The 21,904-nt window shown below is 40.5% G+C and carries 21 protein-coding genes and 1 pseudogene; 2 read left to right on the top strand and 20 right to left on the bottom strand.

The annotated features are described in order from the left end of the window. From A3I9_RS12960 to ccpA, 13 genes and pseudogenes are all read right to left on the bottom strand, one after another. Nucleotides 1-296, bottom strand: a pseudogene (locus A3I9_RS12960) (hypothetical protein); the annotation flags it as partial. A gap of 3 nt (nt 297-299) precedes the next feature. Further along, entirely contained in the window at nt 300-596 is a 297-nt protein-coding gene (locus A3I9_RS0101560) for a hypothetical protein (RefSeq protein WP_018377329.1), read from the bottom strand. A 357-nt stretch (nt 597-953) separates the two neighbouring features. Then, the gene (locus A3I9_RS0101555) at nt 954-1,184 is read right to left on the bottom strand and encodes a hypothetical protein (protein WP_018377328.1); all 231 of its coding nucleotides are present in this window, start codon (nt 1,182-1,184) and stop codon (nt 954-956) included. A 19-nt stretch (nt 1,185-1,203) separates the two neighbouring features. Continuing rightward, nucleotides 1,204-1,467, bottom strand: coding sequence for a helix-turn-helix transcriptional regulator (locus tag A3I9_RS0101550; protein ID WP_018377327.1), 264 nt, complete (start codon nt 1,465-1,467; stop codon nt 1,204-1,206). After that, nucleotides 1,460-1,621 (bottom strand): hypothetical protein, encoded by a 162-nt coding sequence (locus A3I9_RS13470; RefSeq protein WP_018377326.1) that lies wholly within the window; start codon nt 1,619-1,621, stop codon nt 1,460-1,462. Before A3I9_RS13470 ends, A3I9_RS0101550 begins: the two co-directional genes overlap by 8 nt. A 2-nt stretch (nt 1,622-1,623) precedes the next feature. After that, nucleotides 1,624-2,643: a replication initiator protein A gene (locus A3I9_RS0101540; protein ID WP_018377325.1), complete on the bottom strand. Its 1,020-nt coding sequence runs from the start codon at nt 2,641-2,643 to the stop codon at nt 1,624-1,626. Between the two features lies 1 nt (nt 2,644). Continuing rightward, on the bottom strand, nt 2,645-2,809 hold the full coding sequence (locus A3I9_RS13465) for a hypothetical protein (protein WP_018377324.1): 165 nt from the start codon (nt 2,807-2,809) through the stop codon (nt 2,645-2,647). A 2-nt stretch (nt 2,810-2,811) separates the two neighbouring features. Continuing rightward, nucleotides 2,812-3,021: a hypothetical protein gene (locus A3I9_RS0101530; RefSeq protein ID WP_018377323.1), complete on the bottom strand. Its 210-nt coding sequence runs from the start codon at nt 3,019-3,021 to the stop codon at nt 2,812-2,814. A gap of 224 nt (nt 3,022-3,245) precedes the next feature. Continuing rightward, nucleotides 3,246-3,620 carry a hypothetical protein gene (locus A3I9_RS0101520; RefSeq protein WP_018377321.1) on the bottom strand — a complete coding sequence of 125 codons (375 nt, stop codon included), beginning with the start codon at nt 3,618-3,620 and terminating at the stop codon, nt 3,246-3,248. 82 nt (nt 3,621-3,702) lie between these two features. After that, nucleotides 3,703-4,095, bottom strand: coding sequence for a hypothetical protein (locus A3I9_RS0101515; RefSeq protein WP_018377320.1), 393 nt, complete (start codon nt 4,093-4,095; stop codon nt 3,703-3,705). A gap of 126 nt (nt 4,096-4,221) precedes the next feature. Beyond that, entirely contained in the window at nt 4,222-5,568 is a 1,347-nt protein-coding gene (locus A3I9_RS0101510) for a glycosyltransferase family 4 protein (RefSeq protein ID WP_018377319.1), read from the bottom strand. After that, complete coding sequence (locus tag A3I9_RS0101505; RefSeq protein WP_026217285.1) at nt 5,569-6,567, bottom strand: LTA glycolipid anchor biosynthesis glycosyltransferase, IagA/BgsA family; 999 nt, start codon at nt 6,565-6,567, stop codon at nt 5,569-5,571. A gap of 214 nt (nt 6,568-6,781) precedes the next feature. Then, nucleotides 6,782-7,783, bottom strand: coding sequence for a catabolite control protein A (ccpA, locus tag A3I9_RS0101500; protein WP_026217284.1), 1,002 nt, complete (start codon nt 7,781-7,783; stop codon nt 6,782-6,784). A gap of 169 nt (nt 7,784-7,952) precedes the next feature. Between ccpA and A3I9_RS0101495 the strand changes: the two genes are divergently transcribed. Then, nucleotides 7,953-9,038 (top strand): M24 family metallopeptidase, encoded by a 1,086-nt coding sequence (locus A3I9_RS0101495; RefSeq protein WP_018377316.1) that lies wholly within the window; start codon nt 7,953-7,955, stop codon nt 9,036-9,038. A 62-nt stretch (nt 9,039-9,100) separates the two neighbouring features. Here the strand turns inward: A3I9_RS0101495 and rhaD are convergent, their stop codons facing one another. The 3 genes from rhaD to rhaB all read right to left on the bottom strand — a co-directional run bounded on the left by rhaD (nt 9,101) and on the right by rhaB (nt 12,806). Then, nucleotides 9,101-9,922 carry a rhamnulose-1-phosphate aldolase gene (gene rhaD, locus A3I9_RS0101490; protein WP_018377315.1) on the bottom strand — a complete coding sequence of 274 codons (822 nt, stop codon included), beginning with the start codon at nt 9,920-9,922 and terminating at the stop codon, nt 9,101-9,103. 155 nt (nt 9,923-10,077) lie between these two features. Further along, nucleotides 10,078-11,334, bottom strand: a complete 1,257-nt coding sequence (gene rhaA / locus A3I9_RS0101485; protein WP_018377314.1) for an L-rhamnose isomerase — start codon at nt 11,332-11,334, stop codon at nt 10,078-10,080. A 20-nt stretch (nt 11,335-11,354) separates the two neighbouring features. Next, nucleotides 11,355-12,806 carry a rhamnulokinase gene (rhaB, locus tag A3I9_RS0101480; RefSeq protein WP_018377313.1) on the bottom strand — a complete coding sequence of 484 codons (1,452 nt, stop codon included), beginning with the start codon at nt 12,804-12,806 and terminating at the stop codon, nt 11,355-11,357. A 139-nt stretch (nt 12,807-12,945) separates the two neighbouring features. On the opposite strand from rhaB, the gene A3I9_RS0101475 reads away from it, so the two are divergent. Next, the gene (locus A3I9_RS0101475; protein ID WP_018377312.1) at nt 12,946-13,914 is read left to right on the top strand and encodes an AraC family transcriptional regulator; all 969 of its coding nucleotides are present in this window, start codon (nt 12,946-12,948) and stop codon (nt 13,912-13,914) included. 37 nt (nt 13,915-13,951) lie between these two features. Here A3I9_RS0101475 and A3I9_RS0101470 read toward each other — a convergent pair whose 3' ends face one another. The 4 genes from A3I9_RS0101470 to A3I9_RS0101455 form a co-directional block, all read right to left on the bottom strand. After that, nucleotides 13,952-15,103, bottom strand: coding sequence for an iron-containing alcohol dehydrogenase (locus tag A3I9_RS0101470; RefSeq protein WP_018377311.1), 1,152 nt, complete (start codon nt 15,101-15,103; stop codon nt 13,952-13,954). A 259-nt stretch (nt 15,104-15,362) separates the two neighbouring features. Next, a complete protein-coding gene (locus A3I9_RS0101465) occupies nt 15,363-16,802 on the bottom strand; it encodes an MFS transporter (RefSeq protein WP_018377310.1) in 1,440 nt (479 codons plus the stop codon). Between the two features lie 27 nt (nt 16,803-16,829). After that, nucleotides 16,830-19,205 carry a glycoside hydrolase family 2 TIM barrel-domain containing protein gene (locus A3I9_RS0101460; RefSeq protein WP_018377309.1) on the bottom strand — a complete coding sequence of 792 codons (2,376 nt, stop codon included), beginning with the start codon at nt 19,203-19,205 and terminating at the stop codon, nt 16,830-16,832. 3 nt (nt 19,206-19,208) lie between these two features. Beyond that, on the bottom strand, nt 19,209-21,758 hold the full coding sequence (locus tag A3I9_RS0101455) for an alpha-L-rhamnosidase (protein ID WP_018377308.1): 2,550 nt from the start codon (nt 21,756-21,758) through the stop codon (nt 19,209-19,211). Between the last annotated feature and the right edge of the window lie 146 nt (nt 21,759-21,904).

The raw sequence follows: 21,904 nt of genomic DNA, 5'->3' as shown, positions 1-21,904 counted from the left end.
AAGGTATAGAGGTGCTTCTTAGTTACCTTACTGTATAGACGAGTTACCTTCGTTCCATTTTGAGAAGGGGCATACCAAGCAATACCTTCTTGTTTCCAACCATGTCTTGGTAAGACCTGGTACTCATTTTGATCTGTAGTAAAGAGGTGTTCTTTGAGAATAGGATTGTACAGGCGATACACTACCTGGACACCAAGTTCAGAACTTTCAGGAACAGCATCATTTGCCCGGGCCATTTGATGCATGGACAATAGCTGAGCAACCAACAATCCACATATAAGTTTTTTCAGTTTCATCAGTTACCTCCTATAACCTCTTCCTGTTAGTCGAAGTTCAAAGCCAGACGGACTTCTAACTTTTCGAGCTACAAGAGAGTTTCCTTTTTTGAGGGTGCGAATTTGGCTGTAAATGTTTTTATAGGACAAGTGAAACTCTACATCCCTTAAGCGACCATCCACATAGCCTTTTGTTTTTTTTATGGCAAAGTCAGGCTTTAGGAGTAGTTCTGTTCCATCGTCCAAGCGAGCTGTTACACCTCCTTGTTTTCCTAAGTTTCTTAAGTCCCTTAGGCGGACTGTTTGTGTTTCATCTATCATAGATTTCTCCTTGAAGTTGAAAGGCGAATTACGCCGTGCTGTAGAAAACCGTAGTTTCCTATCGGTATTTTGTACACACGGTTTATAGTCTAGAAACCGCAAACTCCTTTAGCTTATACTCTGTAAGTATGCCTTTTCGTCATGTGACTGGGCTAGATATCCTTTTCTAGCTAGCTACTCGCCCCCATTTTTCTTTTATCCATAGTCACGCTGATTGGGACAAGCCTTGTATTCAGTTTTCAAAGGCCAAGCAGTTTAATGACATGCTAAGGTCTAAACTTGATCACTGCTTAAAATCCACGTGTATTTGAGAGAGAAAGTAAGGGAAAATATCGATTTTTTATACTACTTTCTTCTTCAATAACTGATCACTTTATCAGAACCACACTCATTACAAACTGGATTTTCAATAAATTTATCCCACGGATCTAACCCTTCAAAAATTAGTGGATCTTCTTTTTCTGCTTTTTTAATTTGGTCCTCAGTAAATCCTTCCCATATCGTTCCTACTAAATCCTCTGGTTCAATCCAACCTCTCAACGCTGAAAATGCCCCACAGGAGTTACATTCAACATGTAGCATCGCCATAGTTGTTCCCTCTTTCCACCTAGTATTTCTGTTTATACGCAATCCAGTAGCTTAAATCCGAACTGGCAGCCTTTCTGTCGTTACTGACACCAAGCAAATAACCGATAGAAACCTGGAAATACTTAGCGAGTTGTTCCGCAGACTCAGGGTTGATACGGCTAAATCCCCGCTCCCAATTCGAGACAGTTTTGCGGATAACACCAACTTTTTGAGATAACTCTTCCTGGGTTAATCCAGCTTGTTTCCGCAGTTCCTTCAATCGGTTTGAAACTGGTTTAGTCACCTAATACACCCCCTTTCACTTTATAGGTGATTTTCTTAACCCAGCGTGGGCTAAGGGCAAAGTTAGCTTTAGGAATGGCAATCACACTTTCTTTAGGACTACGACCAATCGTTAAGACTTTATGAGGAATAGGTTTAAATTCATCCTGTAGCATATCTATCCCTCCAATTCTATCTTGTCTGCTAAATATCGATCCAGTCTCGTTTCTGGTAGTCTATCTGGATAATAATAGCCAATTAAACTTGGACATTCTTCAGGGAATGACTTAGCATAGTCACTTTGATGTGATAGAGCTATAAATCCTTGTTCTTTTTCAATCAGTAAAGCCATCTTCCAGAAATGCACCATCATCTTATAGAAATAGCCAGGAATGTTTTTAATTGGCTTTCCTTCATGTTCACCAGTTTTGATTTTGAAGATAAGTTTGTCCACTTCTCGTTCCAGTTCCTGCGACCAGACTTCACCGTAAATTATTTCTTGATGATTTAAGAGATGACTATAGTCTTTTTCAACCTGACGCTTGGCTTGGTAGATTTTGTTTTCAAGGAGTTTTGCTTCTTTGCCAAAGAGACTGAGTCTCTGGATAGTTTGGGCAGAGAGAAAACCATGTTGGCCCATTTGGAAAGCTTCAGAATCTGATAGAGTGGATAATGGGTTCTCGTCCTGGTATCGATTAGTATCGTTAGATAATTCAGTCTCACTATTCTCAGTATCATTAGCGTGTCGTTTTGACATTTTTTGACGTGTCATTTTCACACTTCCTTGCTTTTTCTGGAAGTGTCGTTTTGACACTTCCGCTGAAGTTAAAGGTTTAGAGTGAATTTCTTCAGTAGAGCATTCAACATTTCCCAAGTACAGTAAATTAGGCTTATTCAAACCTTGACGAACTTCTTCTAATAAACCATACTCTTGAAGTTCCTTTTTCAGTTTGATAACTTTCTTATTACCATATCCTAAAATTTCTTGGAGTTCAGTAACTGTATAAATCAGATAGACATCTCCATTTTTATCAATCCAATTATTTCTAAGAGATAATTCAAAACGGTCTTTCAAGATAGCATATGTGAATTTAGCATCTGTACTCATCGGTTTGTAGAGTGGTGATTCAACAAATATTTTTGGTATTCTATAAAATCGTTCACTTGATTGAACTTGCCTTGCGGAAATACGTTTCATGTCAAGCACCCACTTTCAACATAAGATGGCCGGTATCAGAAAACCGAAGTAAGCCGAATTCCTCTAGTTCCTTCAAAATTAAACGTGCTTTGCTCCTTGTCGCATTTTGTGAATGCATGATTTCTCTTAATACCAATTCACGCGACTGTTGTTCTCGTTTTGTCATAATTAACTCCTTTCAGCCAATACTAAGCGATCATCTTCCAATCTAACCCAGTATCTCTTTCCTTCAACAAAAACTTCTAAATGAAAATCAGGATTCAATTCCAAATTAGCGATCAAAATTTTCCTAAGTTTTTCCTCATTTACTCGGACCTTGAATAAAGGTATAACACCAAGAATATATAATCTAACTTCATATATTTTTTCTCCAATCATAGTTAATCTACATCTCCAAACTCATGTACACTGCATTCTTCTTACTTCAACAAGCCAAAGTAGTTAAAGACTACATATAGAACTACCAAAGCATTCAATAAGAAAATAAATAGATGGGAAAAATAATATTTTTCTCTATGGTAGGCGCTTATAAACATTGAAAAGGTGATAAGCGCAAAACAAATATTTACTGGAATTAAAATTGGCATATTTTACTTGCCTCCTTATACATAATTCATCAGGTCTGGATTAAACTCCAAAGTCAGCCACATAGCTTCTTCTTGTGTGAGTTGATTACTACGCCCCCAAGTGTAATCACTGGAACGTTGATAATAAGGATAGGTTCCATGTTTATTTTTAGGACTTAATTGATGAACAACGCCATCTTTCTCAATTCTCCAAAGTAGGCTAGAAGGTTTATAGTAGTAACCTTTACTTGTCCAAACTCTATTTAGGCCATCATACGGCAACACAATTTCTTCTTCAGGAAAATCTTCTGTGCCATCTGTGTCAACACCTTCTTCCTTTTCATCAAGATCTATCACTTCAAATATTTCTAGAGTTTCAATATCCATGATGATTTCAATGTTATTTGACATCTGTTTGTGTCCTTTCACTAGTTTTAGGCAACGAAAAAAGAGAACGAATTTCTCGTTCTCTTAAGTTATAAGGTATTCAATTTTACGTTTCCCAAAACTCTAGACACTTACTGTGATTTTTTTGAAGGAGGCTCCTTAGTCCCCAACCAAGAAACATAAATAGAAGGATGATAATTCCATAAATGATCAGATAAACCTCTATACCAGCTGTATTGTGAGTATAATCCCATATAATCCTTGGGATAAACATCAGCAGTAAAACCACAGGAAAGATTAAAGAAATTCCTTTACTCCAGCCAAAGATAAAACTAAGAAGAGCGTAAGCAAGAGGCAGGTAAAGGAGAATCATATTGACATGAAACCCTTTTACTAGGAGATAATCTTCTGATCTTGCAAATGCCCCATAAATATCCGGTAAAAACGCCATAGCAAATGGAATTAAACTGTAGAGGAAACTTGTTTTTATCTGCTTCATATCTTAATCCTACCTTCTTTTTTTCTAAATTCTTCTCACAATCTTAAACAATTCTAACTGTTTAAGATTGTTTAAATCTGTCTTACGACGAAACGTTACCATCGACGAACTAAGCCTAACAGTTCTCTAATCCAAATTTTTTCGGATGGATTGGATGCTCTTCACCGAAATTTTGGCAAGTTTTTTGGTTTGTGCAGTGGTTGAAACAATCAACCGCTTCGGTAAATGAGTCGCTGTTCTAGCAATAACAACAGGTGCTTGACTAGCTTTTTGCGCAAGATAAACTGGCAAAGATTCTTCATAAAGATATTCCTTATTAAAATCATTAGCAATTTTCAAGTCTAAATAGTATTCATATACTTTTTTTCCAAAATTTTCCGCTGAAATCTCATAGAGTTTTTCCTGTAACAACTCTGCTTTCATAGGGGGGGTCTGAATAACCGCATCAATGATTGCTGCTGCTAAATCATAGTCGTGATAGTAGAGTGTTCCAAACATCTTATCATTGATGACATTGTCCAAATAAGGATTGCCATGAGCAATGACAGGCGTTCCCGAAGCAAGGCTCTCCAGGTAAGTTAATCCCTGTGTTTCACTTGTTGAAGCAGAAATAAAGAAATCTGCTGCTTTGTAATAAAGGGCAGTTTCAGATGGTGGAATCATCCCTGTCAAGATAACGGACTCCTCCAATTCCAAAGCGCGAATCAATTTTTCAATATCCGCTACATAAGGACCACCACCCGCGATGACCAATTTTACTTTCGGATTATCTGCCAATACCTCGGGCATGGCTTTTACAACTCCCTGAATATTTTTCTCATAAGAAATACGTGATAGGCTAAGAAGCATCGTTTCATCAGGGTCAATACCTAAGCGCTCACGTAACGCTAAAACATCTTGTTGCTGAATTTCAGGACGGTCAAATTTCGCCAATTCAATTCCGGTTGGAATGACTCGTAAATCCTGTTTAATCTGGTAAGAACGTAAGAGATTTTCCACAATCTCACTTGGACAAATGATACCATCTACATCCTTAAAAAACACACGAGCAAAATATTTCACCATTCGCGGACGAATCAAGAGACCGCGAGCAATATAACGAACATAATCTTCATAGTGGGTGTGGTAGGTATGGACAACCGGAATCTTTAGAGCGTGTGCAATTTCAACCCCCAAGATTCCCAGTGAAAACTCTGTGTGGGTGTGAATAATATCCAGCTGGTAGCGACGGGAAATATCGAGTGCATCCGCAAATCCAGCATAGGCTACGCGTCGATCCTTAAAAGCAAAGAATGGAACAGATGGAAGGCGGATGATATCCCAGTCTTCATAGCGATTGACATCTTTATCCGTCGTCGTAAAGATAAATACAGTGTGACCTAACTTTTCCAGTTCTGTCTTTAGTGTTTTAATAGAGGTCGCAACCCCAGAAACTTGTGGAAAATAAGTATCTGTAAACAAACCAATTCTCATCTATAACTCCATTACTTGTCGATAGGCATCTGCTAACTGATGAGAAACCTTATCCAAGGAGCGACTAACTGCCACTTGATAACCAGCCTCTCGCTTATCGACTTTCTTATCTAATATTTTCTGGATGGACTCAACGAAGTCCTCAATGCTGTTTCCTAATTCTGCCACTGAATCATCTACCCAACCCTCATAGACAGGAATATCCCGCAAAACGACGTGTTGGTGACTCGCAAGAGCCTCTAAGACAACAATGCCTTCTGTTTCCTCATAGGAGGGGAAGAAAAAAGCATTTGCCCCCGACATGGCCCCTTGAAAAACAGCTCCCTTAAAATAACCTGGGAAAGAAACATTTGCAGGGTGATCACCATCTACAATTTTACGAATATAAGATGGAATGATCCATTTATTGATACTTCCCAGCCAAATAAAGCGGACATGGGGCATTTTCTCAGCCACCTTGACAAAATCCTCTATCCCCTTACGCCGGAAATAGAGCCCCGCACAAATCACCACTGGTTGTCCCTCTTCAATTCCAAAATGCTCACGAAAGATCTGCTCTTTTCGCTCATCTTTTTTGTATTTTGCTAAATCAATGCCATTGGATACTGCGATAGTAGGTGTTGTCACCCCATAAGAAGCAATCAATTTTTTTGAATACTCAGATGGTGTAATCACAAAATCTGCAGTCTGGTACATATGGGCTAGATATTTCCCAACCAAAGGCGCCAGCAAATTAGAACCAATAAAAGAATTTCTAAAGTCTTCTCGTGTTGAATGTCCATGCATAATGACTTTCTTACCGCGTCTTTTTGCTGCATGAAGCAACAGGAACGAGCGCGGTCCATATGTATTAATATGAACGACATCATAATCACCAAGCAAGTCCGTCGTGTACGGAATGCCCGCCAAATCAAGAGCTTCCATCTGATGATGAAGGGCACGACCTATACCAGATTTTTGCAGAACGGTCTTTCCTTCTAAATACAATAATACTTTCATAATCATATTATAGCCTTTTTTCAAAAAAAAAGACACTCCCAACAGAAGTGTCTTAGTGTGAAGAAAAGTTCTTTTTCCGATACTTTCCTTTCTCGCTATCACTCGCGAAAATAGGAAGATGATGTTACCTTGCAGATTTTCTATGGTTATTCTGCTTGATAAACTGGAGCGTCTTCTATCTGAGGCACTCCTTACGATTTTAACTTTTTCATTCTTAACGAGTTGTTTGTCTTTCCTTGATACCATGATTCAAAATCACTTCACGGCTTTCCAACTCCTCTTTGTGCATAATTTTTGTCAGCATCCGCATAGCAATCGCACCGATATCATAAAGCGGTTGGCTGATAGAGGTCATATTTGGACGAGTGAATTTCGTTACCAATGAATCATCACTAGTAATCAATTCAAATTCCTCAGGAACTTTCACTCCCTTATCCGCAATACCATTTAGCAATCCTGCTGCAATTTCGTCTTCTGCCACATACGCTGCTGTAGCGCCTGCATTCAAGAGACGCTCTGCAAGAGCATAGCCTTCTTCATACTTGTACTTAGACTCAAAAACCAATCCTTCTTGGAATTCCAAGCCATTTGCTTTCAAACCATCCTTATAACCTGTCAAACGCACTTTACCATTGATATCATCTACTAATGGTCCAGATACAAAGGCAATCTTGTCGCTATGTTTCGCCAAAATATCTACTGCATCTGATGCTGCTTTTGCATAGTCGATATTAACGCTTGGCAATTGATGCTCCAAATCTACGGTCCCTGCAAGTACTATTGGCGTTCTAGAGCGAGAAAACTCAGCCCGGATCTTGTCTGTCAAATGGTAGCCCATAAAGACAATCCCATCTACTTGTTTAGAAAAGAGGGTGTTGACCACATTGATTTCTTTTTCATCGTTTTCGTCACTATTAGCAAGGACAATATTGTACTTGTACATATCCGCAATATCATCAATCCCCTTTGCCAAAGTCGCATAATAGGCATTGGCAATATTTGGAATCACGACACCTACTGTCGTTGTTTTTTTACTTGCTAAGCCTCGCGCCACAGCGTTTGGACGGTAGTCCAAGCGATCGATAACTTCTAAGACTTTCTTGCGTGTATTTTCCTTGACATTTTTATTGCCATTGACAACGCGACTGACAGTAGCCATTGATACACCTGCTTCACGGGCAACGTCATAAATCGTTACTGTATCGTCTGTATTCATCATATTTGATTCGTTTCCTTTCCTTCTTCTTTTTATGAAAATTACGCTTTCACTCCCTTATAGTGTATCATTTTTTGAAACCACTTTCAAGCAAAATTTATCATTTTCTTTTTCTTCTTGCAATTTTTTTCATTTTTTGCAAGAATATAGGTATAGAAAGAGGTGTATTATGTCTAAAATTCAAACTATTCAGACTTACCTTGACCAAGAAAAAATTGATTTGGCCATTTTTTCAGATCCAGCGACCATTGCTTATGTCACTGGATTTGCTAGTGATCCACACGAACGTCACATGTTGCTCTTTGTCCAACCTGATGCAGATTCTCTCTTATTCCTCCCCGCTCTTGATGTAGAGCGAGCACGTGAAACAGTGGATTTCCCAGTGGTAGGCTACATGGATTCAGAAAATCCATGGCATGTTATCAAACATTCACTACCACAAAAGCAGTTCTCAGCCATTGGAGCGGAATTTGATAACTTGAATTTGACGCGTTACCACGGTTTGCAATCTATCTTTCAGCAATCCTTCTCAGATTTGACACCACTTATCAACCGCATGAAGCTGATTAAATCACGCGATGAGATTGACAAAATGTTGGTGGCAGGTGACTTTGCAGATAAGGCTATGCAAATCGGATTTGACAATATTTCCTTGAATGTCACAGAGGCAGATATCATTGCCCAGATTGAATTTGGCATGAAAAAACAAGGCATTTCAAAAATGAGTTTTGAAACCATGGTCTTGACAGGAAATAACGCTGCTAATCCACACGGAATACCTGGTACTAATCGCATTGAGAATAATGCACTGCTCCTTTTTGACCTCGGAGTAGAAACACTTGGCTATACGTCTGACATGACACGGACAGTTGCCGTTGGTCAACCAGACCAATTCAAAAAAGATATCTACGCACTTTGCTTAGAAGCTCAACTCACAGCACTTGATTTCATCAAACCGGGTGTGACGGCTGCTGAAGTAGATGCAGCAGCTCGTAATGTCATCAAAAAAGCTGGCTATGGCGAGTACTTCAACCATCGTCTCGGGCACGGCCTTGGCATGAGCGTCCATGAATTCCCATCTATCATGGCTGGAAATGATATGGTTATCGAAGAAGGCATGTGCTTCTCTGTTGAACCAGGTATCTATATTCCTGGCAAAGTCGGCGTCCGCATCGAAGACTGTGGCTATGTCACAGATAGTGGTTTTGAGGTCTTCACTCAAACACCAAAAGAATTGCTCTATTTTGAAGGGTAACCTTTGCATTACAAAGAAGGATTGGAGAGAACTCCAATCCTTTTTCTTATCTTTTCAATATGTTACAAATCCAAGAAGCCTTCATGTGGGGTTTGTCCAAAGTAATCTGCAATTTCTTGTAGTTCTTGATCTGTAATTTCTTGTTTGATGACACCTCCTTGTGCACCCACTTGAGAAAAAATCATGGCAGCTTTTTCGATGACTTCAACAAGACCATAGGTTTCATCAAGTGATACACCAGCTGCAAACAAACCGTGATGTGGCCACAGAACAGCTTGATATTCAGCCATTTTTGCTGCAGTCGCTTCACCAATCGCATTGGTTCCTGGTGTCATGTAAGGAATAACCCCGATACCTTCTGGGAAAACCACAATTGATTCAGCCTGCATTTTCCAAAGCACGCGTGACAAATGACGTTCTGACAGCTCTTGCGTAAAACTCATGGCAATGAGATTGGTTGGGTGGCAATGGAAAACAACCCGTTGTTCAGAATTCACTTTAAGGCGCTCAATATGGCTCATCAAATGACTTGGAAATTCAGACGTTGGTTTTCCACCGTCTTCAAAGCCCCAAACAATGTCATAGCTTTGCCCGTCTTGAGAAATTTTAACAAGACCTAAATCCAAGGTTGGACGATCGTACACATTCCGAAAATAGCGTCCTGTTCCGGTTACAAGATAATAGAATCCAGCCAATGCACTGGCATCAAAGCCAAGTTCCAAGGTCCGTTTTACCTCATGGACATCCTCAAAACCTTCCACTTCTTCAGCTGTCAGCCTATAAGAGACATTCCCACCATTTCGCTCATCCCAATAGCGAAGGTAAGATTCACGCGTTACATCACGCATATTTTTTACAAACGATGAATCAACAAATTTAGTCATTTTTACTCCTTTTCTTTATTTGATAGTTTCTGCTATCGTATAAACTCAGACAATCAAGGAAAGACCCTTTATTGTTGTCTCACTAAGCAATGCAAACATATCAAATCACTAATTCTCACGAATCACGGCTAAATATCCAATTTAACCGCATCAATTTAACGTACTGCCAAGATCGTTTTTTCATATTCTTGGACTTCTTTGAGCCAATCAAGACCAACTGGAACCCCATTTTGTTCACAGAAGTAATTCCAAACATCTGCGTATGGGAAATCCTTCAATTCTTCTGTGTAAGCCAGGCGAGCTGTGAAATCGAAATTGTTTTCAAGTGCTTTTAACTCAGTTGTTGGCTCTAATAATGCTTTCAGAAGTGCTTTTTGTGTATTGCGTGTTCCGATCACCCAAGCAGCGATACGATTAATCGTCGCATCAAAGAAGTCTAAACCGATTGCTGTTTTCTCAAGAAGATCATTTCTGACCAACTCTTTGGCAATATCCTGCAACTCATCATCCATGATGACCACATGGTCTGAATCCCAACGTACTGGGCGTGACACATGAAGCATCAAATTCTTTTCACTAAAGAGTGATAAAGCTGACAACTTATTAGAGATGACTTCTGTTGGATGGAAGTGACCTGCATCTAGTAAAATTGCTTTATTACGTGTCAAACCATAGCCCATGTAGAATTCATGTGAGCCGACAGTGTAAGCCTCTGCACCTAGTCCGAAGAGTTTGCTTTCAACAGTATCAACATTGTACGCTTCGTCAATTTCTTCTGCGAAGATTGCATCCAATGATTCCATGAGACGTTTGCGAGGAGTTAAGCGGTCAATTGGATTATCCTTAAACCCATCTGGAACCCAGAAGTTCGTGTAGCAGGTTTCTCCTAATTCTTTACCAAAATACTCAGCGACACGACGGCTACGTTTCCCGTGTTCAATCCAGTAATCACGGACTTCCTTGTCAGGATGAGAAAGTGTGAATCCATCTTTCATCATTGGATGTGAGAAGAAGGTTGGGTTAAAATCAAGACCGATTCCTTGTTCTTTTGCCCAAGCCACCCATTTTTCAAAGTGTTTTGGTTCAATCTCATTCAAATCTACTGCTTCATCCGTATCTAGATAAATAGCATGAAGATTGAGTTTGTGTTTCCCTGGAATCAAGGAATACGCCTTCTCAAGGTCTGCACGTAATTGATCTGGGGTATGAGCAGCTCCTGGATAATTCCCAGTAGACATAATCCCACCTGTCAATTCACCATCTGGGTTTAAGAAACCTTTGACATCATCTCCCTGCCAGCAGTGCATTGAGATTTTGATATTCTGTAATTTTTTAAGAGCAGCATCTGTATCAACTCCAATGTTAGCGTAGCGTTCTTTTGCTACTTGATAGCGGTCTGCAATTGTTGTCATATTGATCTCCTTTTTTTGAATTAATGTACTACTTTTTCTCTAAATAAAGCCAAGTGATCTCTATCACCAATCGGCTGGGGCTGATATACATCATAGTCAAATTGCTGTTTTAACCAAGCTCGTGCTTCTGTGACTGACTCGACGATTCCCTCTGATACTAACTGAACCATCACATTTCCAATTGCTGTTGCTTCACCTGGGCCAGCGATGACTGGTTTTTCAATCACATCTGCTGTCAGCTGATTTAACAATTTGACATTGGATCCACCGCCAACAATATGAAGGGTCTTGCAAGAATGACTAGATAATTCCTGCATGACTTTCCACTCATGCGCATAAATCAGTGCTAGATTGGAATACACGCACATGGTTAGTTCTCCCACTGTTTTAGGAACTACTTGATTCGTTTCATGACAATAGGCTTGAATTTCCTCAATCATGTTTTCTGGTCTGGTAAAACGGTCATCGTTCAGATTCACATACTGTAAAAAGGGCTCGACCTGATAGGCTTCCTGTGCCATTTCAGCATAACTATATTGGTAATCTAAGTTGCGAGCAATTTCTTGTACTGCCCACATTCCCGTAATATTTTTCAAGAAACGATAGGTATGGTAGGCACCACGTTCATTGGTATAGTTCTGTTCAAATGCTGCATGACTTGTAATGGGGGAATGATTTTCTAAACCAATCAAAGACCATGTTCCACTTGAAATGTAGGCAGGGTGTTCACCAACAGACGGCACCCCAACAACTGCAGAAGCTGTATCGTGAGTGGCTACCGCAATCACCTTGCAGTCAGGTAAATCGTAGGCTACTCGTAGGTCTGGTAATACCTCTCCAATAACATGACCTGACTGCACCACTCGTGGGAATTTCTCCCGTGATAACTGGAGCAAATCCAATAAATCTTGATCCAGCTCTTCAGAATGGACTTCTAACAATTGAGTAGTGGACGCATTCGTAATTTCTAACGTTTGTACCCCCGTCAAAAGGTAGGCAAGATAGTCTGGAATCATCAAAATACTCGACGTTTGATTGAGCAATTTCCTATCTTCTCGATACAACTGATACAGAGTATTAAACTTTAAAAATTGAATCCCTGTTTTAGCATAAATTCTTTCAGCAGCTATCGATTGAAAGACCTCTTCCATCGCACCATTGGTTCGTTCATCACGATAGGCAATAGGCTGAGCTAATAGCTCGCCATTCTCATCTAACAAGCAATAGTCTACCGCCCACGTATCAATCCCTAGGGTTGCCTTTTCAACACCACTAGATTTCACCTTTGACAAACCAGTCAAAATTTCATTGAAAAGGTAAGAAATATCCCAGCGATAATGTCCATCAACCAATCGAATTTCATTTTTAAAACGATGAATTTCCTTCAAACTCAGCTTTCTATCTCGATCAAGCGTTGCAAGCATGACGCGTCCACTTGATGCACCAATATCCACTGCAATATGGCTCATCATTTTTTCCTCCTCATCTGAGAATATAAGCAAGATTTTGTAACCGCTTTATGTTTCTAGTTTACCATCGAAGTAACTTATGTTACAATGTCCTATATACGGAAGGATAGTATCAAATTTACAGATATTAAAGAAAGTTAAGATGAACCAGTTAGATCAACTTTTATTTGCCCATACTGAGCACGAAAAACAACAGTTATGTCAACGACATTTCGTAGCAGATTTCCCTGAATTACAAATAGCTTCTAAAGACCATATCCCTGCAATTACCCAGCAAGTTTTTGGCAATAATAAAGAAGTTTATATCAGCAAACATAGCAGATTTGCTGATTACCCAGCACACTCTCACCAATTTTTAGAAATCAATTATATCTATCATGGTGAATGTAACCAAATCATTAACGGTAAGGAGTATCATTTTACAGCTGGGGATATTATCTTGATGGACAATGAAAGCGTTCAGGAAATCAAGGCCCTTGGCGAAGAGGATATTCTCATCAATATCCTTTTTAGGGACAAAGATATTTCGTTGGATTGGCTCAATCAACTAAAAAGTCATCATAGCAGCATTTACCAACTACTGCTAAACGCCACTATCTCTGATCGAAAACAGGCCAACTTTGCTATTTTTTCAGCTGATAAGACGCAGGCTGTACAACCGATTCTCCAGCAATTGTTAAAAGAGTACTTTTTCCCGACGGATTTTTCGGAAAAACTCATCAGTCATTATTTATCCATCCTCATCTACCAACTAGCTCGAACGCTGTCCATTGTCAATCAAGAAATCCTTCTCACAAAAACCAGTGACCCTTATATTATGATTTTGAAGGAAATTGACAACAACTACCAAGAAATTACGCTTTCCACATTAGCCTCTCGCTTTAATTTCAATAAAAATTATCTAAGTAATCTAATTAAAGAACGGAGTGGACAAACCTTTACTCAACTTGTAACCCAAAGGAAATTGACCCGGGCTCAACTCTTGCTCCAATCCACACAACTCCCTATCTACGAAATCGCCCAGCAAGTGGGATTCTCTAATAAGACCTATTTCTATGAAAAATACAGAGCCTATTTCGGTCATAGTCCAAAAGATGAACGAGAAAAATAAAAGACCAGCTAAAAGTTGGTCTTTTACTATCTGCGTTTTAGAACAATTCCTTATAAAAGGCAATGGTTTCTTCTAATGTTGGCATGAATGGATTGCCCGGTGCGCAGGCATCGATGAGAGCATTTTTAGATAGATATTCAAAGTCAAATTCTTCTTCTTTGATGTCCAACTCTGTCAATTTCTTAGGAATGCCTACTGTTTCAGAAAGAGTTTCGATTTCTTGGATGGCATAGGCTGCACATTCTTCATCTGATTTACCTTCCGTTTGCAATCCTAAAGCTTTAGCTACATCACGGAAAGCTGCTGGTACGCGTTTGGCGTTTTCTTTTTCAATGATGGGAAGTAGCATCGCACAGCAAACACCGTGTGGCAAATGATAAACAGCACCTAGTTGGTGAGCCATTGAGTGAACATAGCCCAATCCTGCATTGTTAAAGGCCATACCACCTAGGAAAATGGCGTTGACCATGGCCTCACGCGCTTCGATATCTTGTCCATTTGCGACTGCACGTGGAAGGTATTCTTTGATTAACTCAATCGCTCCAATAGATAATTTCTTGGTCACTCCATAAGCACCAGGTGTCACAAGTGCTTCAATAGCATGGGTAAGGGCATCCATACCAGTTGCTGCAGTGAGAGCTGCTGGTTTAGAAAGCATTAATTCTGGATCATTGACTGACATGAGGGCAAGGCTATTTTTGTCCACCATTACCATTTTCACTTTGCGTTCTTCATCCGTAATCACATAGTTGATGGTGATTTCTGCAGATGTACCAGCGGTTGTATTGATGGCAACTACTGGTAGACCTTTTTTCTCTGACTTGTGAACCCCTTCGTAATCTTGAGGACGACCACCGTTGGTTGCAATGATCGAAATACAACTTGCAGCATCTTGAGGAGAGCCACCACCAACTGAAACAATAAAATCACATTGGTGTTCTTTTAAAACTGCAACACCATCCTCGACATTTTTGACAGATGGATTTGGGTCTACATCTTCAAAGACTACGTAGCTAATTCCTTCTGCTTCAAGTGTCTTTGTCACTTTTGGCAGAATATCACTTGAAGCGATAAAGTGGTCTGTGACGACTAGAGCTTTCTTAAAGCCAAGCTCTTTCACATGGCTACCAAATTCATTGATGACGCCACGTCCAATCAGATTGACAGCAGGTACGTAAAATACAGACATTGGAAATTCCTCCATTTTCTTAGGGCAAGCCCATTTAATAATAGTTGGTTTAGTAACCGTTTACAATATTCATTATATCACTTGTTTGTTTTTTCACAATATCAAAACACAGGATTTTTTGTATCAAATTTACAGGAATATTATCCATGGAAACATCAGATTGCTCAGTAAGTGTTCAATTGCAAAGTAGCGGCCATAACTCTCATAAAGCCATTTCCTTTTTCTGCAAAAAGCCACCCGTTTTCACGGATGGTTTTGCTTATTTTTTCAATTGTTTCTCAACTGTTAAGAAGGAGAGAAGAACAATTAAAATCGCATAACAGATTAACTCTGCTCCTAGATAACAGAAGACCAGCATATTGTTCACTGCATCGCTTTGTACTGTCAAACTAGGGTTATAACCGGCCACAGAAAGCAAGCTGTTAATGACACCATTTCCGATTCCGGCCATTCCGACCATAATCGCACCATAGACCGACATGGTAAAGCCGTCACTGCGGAAACCATTTTTGATTTCTAAATAGTCTAATACATCTGATAATAGCGCCAAGGTCACGTACATAGCTGGAATGGAACCAATCCCTTTTAGCACTACTCCAATGCATACTATCACAAAATGATGGACATTCAAGAAACTGATTAATCCGCCCAATACTGAGAAAATCAATCCCAATACAATAGCCTTTTGTTTTCCTAATTTATTGGCAATTGGCCAGGCAACCACCATACCTAGTGCTGTTGGAATTCCTCCAATCAATCCTAACATGCCCATGGCATTCCCAGCTGCTGCTTCAGTGGTGACTCCCTCAAACATCCAACGGCTATAGTAGCTCATGGACCCATTTTTCACAAGACCACCAAGTTGGAACAAAAGGAAATAGAGGATGATCAACCACCAGTACTTGTCAGATAAGCAAACCTTCAATTGTTTTGACAAGGGAATTTTGACTTGCTTTTGTTCCGTCTGACTTTCCTCTTCTGTTACCCGTTCTCTTGTGAAATAATATTCCAATAAAATACCCAGCAAGGTTACAATACAAAGAATACCAATCACCCAACGCCAATTTTGATAACTGGCCACACGATTTAAAACTCCATTTTTTTCCACAAATAAGATATTTTGTAAAAACATTGGAACCAGTATGCTCGCTCCGAGTCCAATTGCTGCTACCCCTGCTGCATTGGATAAGGTGGCCAATAAGCCACGACTATTGGAATCTCGCGTCGAAAGAGACACCATTGAACTATGCGAAGTATAAAAGAAAGGATAGGCTACTGCATAATAGAAGTTATAGGACAAGGCAATCCACATCATTTGCCACAACGGGCTTCCTTCTAATGGCAGGGTAAACATGAAAATTAAAGAAAGAGCAACTAGAAAAGCGGATAAAAAGAGATAGGGGCGAGCTTTTCCTTGTCTTGTACGTGTCGTATCAATTAGTCTCCCCAATACCAAATTTCCAATCACGACAAATACCACAGATACAATCGGTAAAGTTGCTGCAAATACACCAAATTTGCTAGTATCTGTCCATCCAATCACATCTGAGTAATAACGATTGAGGTATGAAGCCAAAATAGCATTTGAAATCAATGCTAAAAATGGTCCTACAAAATACCCCAGTCCTTTTTCTGATAGGCTAACTGTATCCTGTTTAATGCGACTATCTACTATCGCTTGATTAAAAAATCGGTTCATTATCTCTCCTTCATTTATTGGTTCACATCATACAATGGGGAGTGCTACTGTCGTTTCTAACTCTCCATCTGTGACCTCAACGATCAATTCTTCTGCTTGATGCGGGCGAATAATCGCCATCGCTTCACCATAATAGGTGTCTGTTTCATTCAGTAAATACCCATCTTGATTATAAGGACAAGCATGGCCTAAGCCAACCAATTCGCCACCTTTGACTGTCACCTGCAGGCGACCGCGGTGCATTGGCTTCAGTACGCTCTCTTTATCTGTATACCGCAACGGTACAAACAATAATTTCCCTGCTTCTGCTTTCGTTTCAGGTTCTATGCAGATAATGGTTTCGTCCGATGCTGTTCTAAGATAGGATTGCCCAATCTGGTCTCCACGTTCATCATACGTCAGAACTTTTAGCTCACCTGGTTCATATCTAGTATGAAAAATAAGGCGGCAATCATTTTTAAATTTCTTGCTGGCTACTAACTGACTGTTGAGATATAAGTCTGCACGAGTTGCGCGAGCATATACCTCTACTGTAGCTTTCATTCCCTCACATCCAGGATAGGTCCATGAAGAAATAGCATTTGTCATTTTCCATGCAGAAGGGCTGTGTTTGCCTGTCTGATAAACTGGTTTTACTGCTAGTACTGGCTGCTTGAGCAATTCAAAGGCTACCTTTGTATAACTAGCTTCTGCTAATGGTCTTCCAAGGATATTCAACCGTCCACTACCAGCGGTTAACCAGCCTTCTTCAGGAGCATTTTTCGGATAGTAGTCTTCATACTCCCACGCGCCAACACTGGCTTCTCCCATGTAGTCCATTCCTGCCCAGACAAAGTCACCAATGATGCGCGGATGTTCTTTCGCCTGTTCCCAGAAAGAGTAGGCATCACTACAAAAGGTTTCTGTCCCTAGAATCAGACGATTTGGATATTTTTTCAGATCTTTCTGATAGCGCAATATGCCATAGTTATAACCTGCCATATCCATATTCGCAAAGGCATCCCGTGTCTTGACGTCACAGGCATGAAGAGTCGCACCGCGTTTCATAAATTCTGCCCCAGTCAAGCCAGCTAAGGTGTTGTAAAACTCACTTCCGACAGGTGCTTTTTTCTTTTTCCCATGATTGACTACTTCTTTTTTCGCCTTTTCATCCGAATAGACACCAAGACCGATGGAACTCAAGAAATTAAAGAAAATATTGACCCCGCAGGTCACTGGCCGCGTGCTATCTAATTGGTGTAGATATTCGGTCATATCTTTTGTTAGTTGTATGCCACGCGCCTGTGCTGTTTCAGAAACTTCATTTCCTGTCGAATACAGGATGACACTTGGATGATTATAGTCTTTGTTGACCATGTCTTTCAAATCTTCTGGCCACCAGTCTGCCATATAATGAGCATAGTCATTGTCTGTTTTATGGATATACCAGACATCCAGGTACTCGTCCATGACATACATTCCCAAGCGGTCACAGGCATCCAGTAATGCCTTTGAACAAGGATTGTGCGCCGAACGAATCGCATTGTAGCCATTTTGCTTGAGTAAACGGATTTTGCGTTCCTCTGCTTCTGGAAATGCACAGGCTCCAAGCAAGCCATTGTCATGGTGAATACAAGCACCACGCAAAATTTCTCGCTGTCCGTTAACAGTTAACCCTTTTTCAGCATTCCATTCAAGCGTCCGAATTCCAAATTTCTCCGTTACTTGATCTTCGCCAAATTGAACAGTTACATCGTATAAATTTGGAGCAGCTGCTGACCAGAGGAGCGCCCCATCAATCTGGACAACTTCTGAACCCATCCCTTTTTCATTCAACGGGATGTCTGCTGTTGCAACGACCTCTCCTTTATGTGCAAAAGAAACTGTCGCAATCCCAGCTTGACTAGCAGTAAGTTCAACCTGTACTTTTGCTGGATAAATGGAGAGGGTAGTGAGTCGAATTCCTTGTTCTAAGATGGTTTGCTCCCCTCCTACATAGAGGAAAACCGGCCTGTACAATCCTGCTCCTGAATACCAGCGACTATTTGGTTGATCACTATTTCGTGCAATTATTTCTAGACGATTTTCTCCTAATATCACTTTATCCGTTAGGTTAACAAAAAAGTTGGTATAGCCGTAGGGACGGAAACAGAGTAATTCTCCATTCAAATACACTTCGGCATTATGATAGACACCTTCAAATTCCAGCACCAAACGTTTGCCAAAAAACTCCTCTCCTACCAAAAAATCTTTTTGGTAGAGATAATCAAATCCTTCAAAAAATCCAACGTTTTTTCCGCCAACTGCCTCTGCTGTCCGTTTCTCTGCAAACATGGCATCGTGAGGGACCGTAATTTCTTTAAACGCTTCTTTACTACCTAAATGCTTGTATCGCCAACCAGTCGAAAAATTTCGTTTTTCCATAATTTATTTCTCCATCTGAACTGTATAACTTCCGCTTGGGAAGACTTTTTTATCACGACCTGGCAACTCCAATTCTGCCTGAGTTCCAACTGGAATCTGTATCCTGACTGTTCTTGTACGTTCATCTTCTATCCAATGAACTCGGATAAGTCCATAAGGGGATTCGTGAGTGGCTTCTACTTCTGACAAGTCTCCGCCAAAAAGAGGGGCCACTTTAAACCGACGATATCCTGGCTCAATCGCTTCAATGCCTGCTACACGACGATAAAGAAAGTCACCTACAGCTCCACTGGCATAATGGTTGTAAGAAATCATCTGGTCTGTTCCATCATCTCCAATCGGACACTGACCATTTTCATCCAAACCATCCCAGCGTTCCCAAATCGTTGTCGCTCCCATTCTGACTTCGTACAGCCACGAAGGACAAGCATCATTGAGCAACATCCGATAAGCTACATCTGCATACCCATTGTCTGCCAAGGCAAAGAGAATATACGGCGTCCCAGGAAAACCTGTGCCAATCTTATAATCGTTCTCTTTTACAAGCGTCACCAAGCGCTCAAGCGCTACTTTTTTAGCCGATTGACTCAGCATTTCATAATGAAGTGGCAAGACATAACCTGTTTGAAATTCCTCTTTTAATCGGCCACCATTTGTTAATAGTTTTTCATACGCTTCTGCCGTTCGTTGACTCATTTCTTGATAGTTCTCTCTATCCTGCGTAAATCCTAAAATGTGAGCAATCTTAGCCAGTAATTGACTAGTATTTCGCAAACTTGCTGTGGCAGTGTATTTGCTGCGCTTTTGCCATTGAGCCATTTGTGGTACATCCGGTGCGACCCAATCTCCAAAGTGTAAACTATGATGGGTATGCCAAATATAACGATGCTGTCCAAAACTCCCTAATCCTGCCCAGAATTTACAAGCGTCCACATATTTTTTCATCATTGGATAATAGGATTCTAATATCCTTTTATCTCCCCTTGCCATATACTGCGCCCATGGCACTAAAATGCAGGCGTCGCCCCAGAAGTCAATCGCCATCGTAGGCATCGTGACTGGAAAACCAAATCCTTGTACCGGCACTGTATTGGGAATTCCCCCAGTTGGCAGTTGCTCATTTTTGACATCCGTCAGCCACTTATCCAAAAATCGGGTCATATCAAATAAGTAGGTAGCAGTTGGTGCAAAAACTGCAATATCACCTGTCCACCCCATCCGCTCGTCCCGTTGCGGACAATCTGTCGGAATATCTACAAAATTTGACTTAGAACTCCATATGATATTCGACTGCAGTTGATTGAGTTGGGCATTGGAAGAACGGAAAGTTCCTGTTTCACGCACATCTGAATATAAGGCTACTGCTGAAATCGACTTAATCTCTGAAAGCTCAATTCCACTCACACTGATATAACGGAAGCCCATATAGGTAAATTCAGGACGGTAGGTCTGCACACCATCTCGACAAATATAGGTCAAGGTCGCCTTGGCCGTCCGTAGAAAAGTCGTCTGTAAACTACCGTCTGGATTTAGAATCTCTGCATGTTTGACAACAATCTCTTGCCCTTTTTTTCCACGAACCGTGAACTGTACTAAACCTGCAAAGTTCTGTCCAAAGTCATAAATTATTTCCCCATTGTGTTGCGACACAATCGTCGGATACAAGGTTTCGTGCGCCTGTACCAGCGAACCATAGGTGGCTGAAATCCGAGGCTGAATGGCTACTGTTTCCCGCTTGACAGAGTGGTAAACAAGAGATGGAAATTCTTTCGTTGCATTGTAGGTTTCCCCATCATAAAAATCCGCCATTTCATATAGACTCTCTGTCGTCACCTTCCAGCTTTCATCTGTGACAATGACCTCTTGACTCCCATCAGTATAGGTCACATGAAGTTCTAATAACAGGGCTTGTCGATTCGCCGTCACACGATTTTTTCGAGTGTAAATAAAGCTACCAACTGCCCAACCACCAGCAACTGTTGCGTACAATTGATTGGTCTGTTGTAGCTGGTCTGTGACATCATAGACCTGATATTGAAGATTCGTTTTATAAGAAGTAAATCCAGGTGCAAAATAATCCGTTCCCACCTTTTGTCCATTCAAGACCAAATGATAAATACCAATGGCTGTAGAATAAATCTTTGCGGATTGAACTGTTTTTTCCAGTGAGAATGTCTTTTGAAAGGTCATCGGTTTTGGTGAAACCTTTTTTTCTGTAAATCGATAATCTCCATCCGTAATCCATTCTGCTTTCCAAGAGTGTGATAACCGCCCTGTTTCAAATGTCAATTGAGCCGTTGCTGTCTGACCATGATTGTCTTCTACTTCCAACTGAGCTTCATAGGTCGTAAACGGCTCTAACGCCTCACCATGATATTCTAAGGCAATTTGATCCTGAGTTTTTAGAACCCACCCATTGACTGTCAGAACCGCTGTTTTTACAAAGGTAGCTTCTTGGTCACTTTCCAAGCTATAAGTGAAGGAAGGGTGTTCCTTATCTGTCACACAGCCCTTTTCAAGCTCTTCACAGGCAAATCGTTTAATCGTTAACATCTTTCCTACACTCCCGTCTAATGCTAATTACCTAAACCAAACCTATGAACCAGTATCCACACTGTTCATAGATTTACTTGAAATAATTAACTTATTTTTAAAAGCAAAAGCGGGGCGCATCCGCTTAGTAGATTGGTAGAGTCGCC

Source organism: Streptococcus ovis DSM 16829 (genome assembly GCF_000380125.1).
In the GTDB taxonomy this organism is placed as follows: Bacteria; Bacillota; Bacilli; order Lactobacillales; family Streptococcaceae; genus Streptococcus; species Streptococcus ovis.
The sequence above is the reverse complement of the archived record's forward strand: the minus strand, read 5'-3'. Positions and strand labels throughout refer to the sequence as shown.